The organism is Magnetococcales bacterium, assembly GCA_015231925.1.
Classification (GTDB): domain Bacteria; phylum Pseudomonadota; class Magnetococcia; order Magnetococcales; family JADGAQ01; genus JADGAQ01.
The window spans coordinates 13,141-17,769 of sequence record JADGAQ010000080.1 but is presented as its reverse complement, the minus strand read 5'-3'; the positions used below and the strand labels follow the sequence as shown (position 1 = coordinate 17,769).

The window sequence follows — 4,629 nt, the reverse complement described above, 5'->3', positions numbered from 1 at the left end:
TCGCTGCCGAAGATCTTCTTGAAGGCGAAATCGATGCGCGGGTCGATGAATTTCATGGGGGTTCCTGATCCGGATGACATAGCACCAGAATAGCAGAATCCCCGGCACAGGACAGAGATTTTTCTGCCCGCTTCCGGGGGGAGCAACTCCCCCGGAAGCGGGTGATCTCAATCCACCGCGCCCAGGGCCTGGGCCACGTCGGCCAGGATGTCGTCGATGTGTTCGATGCCCAGCGACAGCCGCACCATGTCCTCCGAGACGCCCGCCTGTTCCAGTTCCGTCGGCGACAACTGCCGGTGGGTGGTGCTGGCCGGGTGGCAGGCCAGGGATTTGGCGTCGCCGATGTTGACCAGATGGGTGATCAGCTTGAGGGCGTCGATGAACCGCCCGCCCGCCTCACGGCCCCCCTTGACCCCGAAGGTCAGAATGCCGGAGGCCATGCCGTTGAAATAGCGCTGCACCAGTTCATGACTGGGATGATCCGGCTGCCCCGCGTAATTCACCCAGGCCACCTTGGGATGGTCACGCAGGAAATTGGCGGTGGCCAGGGCATTGGCGCAATGGCGCTCCATGCGCAACGCCAGGGTTTCGATGCCTTGCAGGATCAAAAAGCTGTTCATCGGGGAGATGGCCGCGCCCATGTTGCGCAAGGGCACCACCCGCGCCCGACCGATGAAGGCCGCCGGTCCCAGCGCTTCGGTATAGGTCACGCCGTGATAGGAGACATCCGGCTCGTTGAGGCGGCGAAAACGCTCTTTGTGCGCCGCCCAGGGGAACTTGCCCGAATCGACCAGCGCACCGCCGATGGAGTTGCCGTGCCCGCCCATGTACTTGGTCAGGCTGTGAATCACGATGTCCGCCCCGTGTTCGAACGGACGGCACAACACCGGGGTCGGCACCGTGTTGTCCACCATCAGCGGAATGCCCCGCCGGTGAGCCACCTCGGCCAGGGCGGCGATATCCACCACGTTGCCCAACGGGTTGCCGATCGATTCGACGTAAATCGCCTTGGTGCGGTCGTCGATCAGCTGGTCGAAGCTGGCCGGATCGCGATAATCGGCAAACCGGGTGCGAATGCCCATCTGCGGCAGGGTGTGGGCGAAGAGATTGTAGGTGCCGCCGTAAAGCGTGCTGGAGGCGATGATGTTGTCCCCGGCTTCGCAAATGGTCAGAACGGCGTAAGTGATGGCCGCCTGACCGGAAGCCAGGGCCAGCGCGCCGATACCCCCCTCCAGTTGCGCCACCCGCTGTTCCAGAACCGCCGTGGTGGGGTTCATGATGCGGGTGTATATGTTACCCGCCACCTTGAGATCGAACAGATCCGCCGCATGCTGAATGCTGTCGAAGGCGTAGGAGGTGGTCTGGTAGATGGGAACCGCCACCGCCTTGGTGGTGGGATCCGGTGAATAGCCGCCGTGAACGGCAATGGTTTCGAGTTTCATTGCGCAGCTTCCCCTGTCTGGAAAATAGCGGGTATTATGAATTGGCTGGATATGCGAAATGAATAGCATTTCGCAGGGCCGACGCTATAAACAAGCGATTTTTTTGCGGCGCGTCAACATCAATTTTTCAGGGGAGTCGGTTCTCTCGTGATCACGATTCCTCCGGGCTCCGGGACTTCGCCTCCCACCCCAGCATGCGTCGGCCCCATTGCAGCAGATCGTCCACATAGGTGAAACAGACGGGAATCACCAGCAGCGACAAAAAGGTGGAGGTCAACAGACCGCCGATGACCACCACGGCCATGGGGGATCGGAAACTCGGTTCCGCGCCCAGCCCCAGGGCCACCGGCAACATGCCCGCCGCCATGGCGATGGTGGTCATGATGATGGGTCGGGAACGCTTGCGTCCGGCATCGAGCAGCGCCTCGAAGCGGCTCAGGCCCCGCTCCCGCCGCGCCAGAATGGCGTACTCCACCAGCAGAATGGAGTTCTTGGTCACCACCCCCATGAGCATGAGTACCCCGATGATCACCGGCATGGAAAAGGCGTTGTTGGTCACATGAAGCGCCAGGAAGGCCCCTCCCAGGGAGAGGGGCAGGGCCGCCAGAATGGTGATCGGCTGCAGAAAGTCGTGAAACAGCAGCACCAGCACGATGTAGATGCAGAGAATGCCCACGATCATGGCCGCCCCGAAACTGGAGAAGAGTTCGGCCATGCGCTGCATCTCGCCTTCGGTGAGCCGCTTGACCCCGGCGGGCAGGTTTTGGATGGAGTCGAGCTGATCGACCTCCCTGGCCACGTCGCCCAGAACCCGGTTGCCCAACTCCACGTCCAGGGTGGCGCGGCGCAGCCGGTCCAGCCGGTCGATCAGGGCGGGGGAGCTGGCCATTTCCACCGAGGCCACGGTTTGCAGGGTGACCATGCCGTTGCGGGCGGGCAGACGCAACTGGCGAATGGCCTCCAGATCCTGCCGCGTGGCCCGGTCCAGACGGACGCGGATGGGAATCTGCCGCTGGGGCAGGTTGACCTTGGGCAGCAGGGTCTTGAAGTCTCCCGCCGTGGCCAGTCGCACGGTCTGGGCGATGCTTTCCGCCGTGACGCCCAAATCCGCCGCCCGTGCGAAATCGGGGGTGATGAGAACCTCGGGACGCTCCAGACTGGCGTTGGAGGTGATGTTGCCCACGTCGAGGCCCCGCAGATCCTTTTCCACCCGTCGCAGGGCGGTATCGAGGGCGGCGGGGTCGTCGCTGGCCAGGGTGACCACCAGACGGGTGCCGGGCGCGGAGGAGATCAGCCCCACCCGCAGCCCCGGAATGGCTTTGAGGAGCCGGCGAACGTGGGCTTCCACCTCGGTCTGTTTCAGGGCGCGGGTTTTGCGGTGGGTCAGATTGACGGTCAGGGTCGATTTGCGGGCGTCGCTGGCGGTGTTCATGCCCAGGGGACCGCCTTCGGTGGCGGTGGAAACCCCGATGGCGGCAAAGACGTGGGTCACCTCCGGCAGGGTGCGAATCAGGCGCACCGCCTCTTCCGACTTCCGCAGATTGCTCTCCAGGGAGGTTCCGGGGGGTAGTTCCAGAACGACGGCGATCTGGCCGCGATCCTCGGCGGGAATGAAGCTTTTGGGAATCTGGGACAACAGGGAGAGGGAGGCGGCGGTGAAGAGGAGGGCGGCGATGACGGTCATCAGGCGATGGCGCAGGCAGGCGGCCATGGCTCCGAGAAAGAGGCCCCAGAAGGGGCTTTGCCGCTGGGTCTTCTCCACGGCGGGGGTTTTGAGCAGATAGGCGGCCATCATGGGGGTGAGCAGTCGCGCCACCACCAGGGAGGCCAGCACCGCTGCGGCGGCGGTGAAGCCAAAGGGGCGGAAGACCTTGCCCGGCACGCCGCCCATGAAGGCGGTGGGCAGAAAGACCGCCACCAGGGTCAGCGAGGTGGCGATCACCGCCAGACCGATCTCGTCGGCGGCCTCCAGCGAGGCCTGCATGGGGGATTTGCCCAGGCGCTGATGACGCACGATGTTCTCCACCTCCACGATGGCGTCATCCACCAGAATGCCCACCACCAGGGCCAGCGACAGCAGGGTGAGGGTGTCGAGGCTGAAGTTAGACAGCCGCATGATCAGAAAGGTGGGGATGATGGAGAGGGGCAGGGCCACCGCCGATACCAGCGTGGCGCGCCAGTCGCGCAGAAACCACCAGACCACCACCACCGCCAGGAAAGCCCCTTCGAAGAGCAGCTCCATGGAGCCGTGATAGTTGTCCAACACCCGGTTGATGTTGTTGGAAACCTCGGTAAGGGTGACGTGAGGGTTGGCCTGCTGGAAAGCGGTTGCCGCCCGGCGCACCGCCTGGGCCACGTTGACCTCGCTGTGACCCTTGGTGCGGGTGATTTCGAAGGCCAGCACCGGCTTGTCGTCGACCCGGGCCAGGGAGGTGCGTTCGGCGAAGCCGTCGCGCACCGTGGCCAGCTCCCCCAGGGGCATGGAGCGGGTGGCGTCGAGGGGGATGGTGAGCCGGGCCACGTCGCCGATGGTGCGAGCCGCAGCCAGGGTGCGGAAGGATTGCACCTCGCCGCCCATGTCGCCGCGTCCGCCGGAGGAGTCCTTGAGAACCTGCCGCAGACGTTGCGATACCTCGGCCACGCTGAGTCCCAGGGCGCTGAGGCGCACCGGGTCGAGAACCACCTCGAACTCCCGGTCGATGCCGCCGATGCGGGTGAACCTGCCCACCCCCGGCACCGCCATCATGGCTTTGGAGAGTTCGTTGTCCACGAACCAGGAGAGATCGGCTTCGTCGAGACTCGCGGAGGTCACGGAAAAGGAGAGGATGGCCCCTCCGGTGGTGGTCTTCTTGGCCACCACCGGATTGGTCAGATCCTGGGGCAGGTCGGAGCGCACGCTGTCCACGGCGTTGCGCACCTCGTTCAACGCCACTTCGCTCTCCTTGTCGATGGAAAACTCCACCACCACCGAAAGGGCGCCGTCGTTGACCGTGGTGCGAATGTGTTCGATGCCGCCGAGGGAGGCCACCGCGTCTTCGATCTTGCGGGCCACGTCCGATTCGAGTTGCGCGGGCGCAGCCCCCTCCAGCGCGGCGGAGACGATGATGGTGGGCACCTCCAGATCGGGAAAGTTCTGGATGCCCAGATGGCGAAAGGCGATCAGCCCCTCGATGGTCAGCAGGGCGAA

2 protein-coding genes are annotated in these 4,629 nt (G+C 64.4%); both read right to left on the bottom strand.

What is annotated here, in order from left to right:
- Nucleotides 1–167: 167 nt before the first annotated feature.
- A complete protein-coding gene (locus HQL56_10340; protein MBF0309916.1) occupies nt 168–1,442 on the bottom strand; it encodes an aminotransferase class I/II-fold pyridoxal phosphate-dependent enzyme in 1,275 nt (424 codons plus the stop codon).
- A 151-nt stretch (nt 1,443–1,593) separates the two neighbouring features.
- A partial coding sequence (locus tag HQL56_10335) for an efflux RND transporter permease subunit (GenBank protein ID MBF0309915.1) occupies nt 1,594–4,629 on the bottom strand: 3,036 nt, incomplete at its 5' end.

What these genes read in the sequence shown, in the direction of transcription:
- HQL56_10340 (MBF0309916.1), bottom strand. Translation starts at nt 1,442, where the DNA reads ATGAAACTCGAAACCATTGCCGTTCACGGCGGCTATTCACCGGATCCC.